Source organism: Microbacterium sp. ZW T2_14 (assembly GCF_044987405.1).
Classification (GTDB): domain Bacteria; phylum Actinomycetota; class Actinomycetes; order Actinomycetales; family Microbacteriaceae; genus Microbacterium.
Window position 1 is genome coordinate 1 of record NZ_JBJDRK010000120.1, and the last position, 2,149, is coordinate 2,149.

At 70.4% G+C, this 2,149-nt stretch carries 1 protein-coding gene; it reads left to right on the plus strand.

The features are described 5' to 3' along the window. The first annotated feature begins 73 nt into the window (after positions 1-73). A complete protein-coding gene (locus ACI3KY_RS20205) occupies positions 74-2,047 on the plus strand; it encodes an ABC transporter ATP-binding protein (protein ID WP_404931907.1) in 1,974 nt (657 codons plus the stop codon). Positions 2,048-2,149: the final 102 nt, after the last annotated feature.

Here is a 2,149-nt window from a genome sequence, read left to right on the forward strand (position 1 = left end):
ATCGCCCAGGGCATCGCGCCAGAGCGGCTCGGGCTCACGAGAGGGACGCGGCTCGGGCTCATGAGAGGGACGCATCTTCGTCGACACCCAGGCGCAGCGCCGCGCCAACGCCGAGGCGCCGGAGATCCCCGAGCTGGGCAAGCGGGTCGTCGGGCTCTTCCGGCCGTACAAGTGGTCGATCCTCATCACGGGTCTGCTCGTCGTCGCGGGGGCGGGCATCGCCGTCATCCCGCCGCTGCTCGTGCAGCGGGTGTTCGACGACGCGCTCTTCCCGCTCGACGGGTCGGCCCCCGACCTGGCGCTCCTCTGGAAGCTCGTGGCCGCCATGATCGCGCTGTTCCTGTTCTCGGCGGGGCTCGGGGTGGTGCAGACCTGGCTCACCTCCACCGTCGGCAACCGGGTCACGGGCGACCTCCGCGTGAAGCTGTTCGACCACCTGCAGTCGATGGAGCTCGGCTTCTTCACGCGCACCAAGACCGGCGTCATCCAATCGCGCCTCCAGAACGACGTCGGCGGCGTCTCCGGTGTGCTCACGAACACCGTGACGAGCATCCTCGGAAACACCGTCACGGTCGTCGCGTCACTGATCGCCATGATCCTGATCGACTGGCGGCTGACGATCATCGCCGTCGTGCTCATGCCGTTCCTCATCCTGGTGCAGCGTCGCGTCGGCCAGGTGCGCGCCCGCATCGCCGGCGAGACCCAGGAGTCGCTGTCGGAGCTGACGGCGATCACGCAGGAGACGCTGAGCGTCTCGGGCATCCTGCTCTCGAAGTCGTTCAACCGGCAGCGCACCGAGGCGACCCGCTACGCCGACGAGAACCTCAACCAGGTGCGCCTCCAGGTGCGGCGCGCGATGAGCGGCCAGGGCTTCTTCGCGGTCGTGCAGGTCATCATGGCGAGTGTCCCGGCGATCATCTATCTCGTGTCGGGCTACCTGATCGGCGGTGGCAGCGATGCCATCACCGCCGGAACGATCGTGGCCTTCACCACCGTGCAGGCCCGTCTGCTCATGCCGCTCATGGGCCTGATGCGCGTGTCGCTCGACCTGCAGACCTCGTCGGCGCTGTTCGCGCGCATCTTCGAGTACCTCGATCTGGTGCCGGCGATCCGCGACGAACCCGACGCCATCGCCGTGGCGGACGCCCCGGGCCCGATCGGCCGGATCGAGTTCCGCGACGTCGTGTTCCGCTATCCGGACGCCGCCCCCGACAGCCGCGCGACCCTGGGCGGCGTCTCGTTCGTGGCGGAGCCCGGCCAGCACGTCGCCTTCGTCGGCCCGTCGGGCGCCGGCAAGACGACAGTGCTGTACCTCACCCCGCGGCTGTACGAGGCGTCCGGCGGGTCCGTGATGTTCGCCGGGGAGGACGTTCGCCGCCTTCGGCAGGAGTCGATCGTCGACAACGTGGGCATCGTGTCGCAGGAGACCTACCTGTTCCACGCCACCATCCGCGAGAACCTGCGGTACGCGAAGCCGGAGGCGACGGATGCCGAGCTCGAGGCCGCCTGCCGCGCGGCCAACATCCACCACGTGATCGAGCGCTTCGAGAACGGATACGACACGGTTGTCGGCGAGCGCGGCTACCGCCTGTCGGGCGGCGAGAAGCAGCGCATCGCCATCGCACGCGTGCTGCTGAAGGATCCGCCGGTGCTGCTGCTCGACGAGGCCACGTCGGCGCTCGACACCGTGTCGGAGCGCGTCGTGCAGGAGGCGCTCGACGCCGCGGCCCGCGGCCGCACCACGCTGTCGATCGCCCACCGGCTGTCGACGGTGATCGCCGCCGACGTCATCCACGTCGTCGAGGCGGGGCGCATCGTCGAGTCGGGGACGCACGCGTCGCTGCTCGCTGCCGGCGGGCTCTACACCGAACTCGCGGCTCAGCAGCTCGCCACGACGAAGATCCTCGAGGCGGAGGACGCCGATCCGCCGGCCGACCATCCCGACCGCCGGGCCGACATCGCACCGGACGTCGCCGTCATCACGCCGGACGAGGTGCTCGCGTCGGGCCGCGCCGTCATCCGCGACCCGGAGTGGCCGGAGGGCTGAGCCCCGGTCGTCAGGCGCCCGTCACCACGATCGCGCCGCGTCGACGGCGGTCGCTGCCGGTTCGGGCAGTTCCACGCCGTCCGCGCGAGCCCAGAGCGTGCG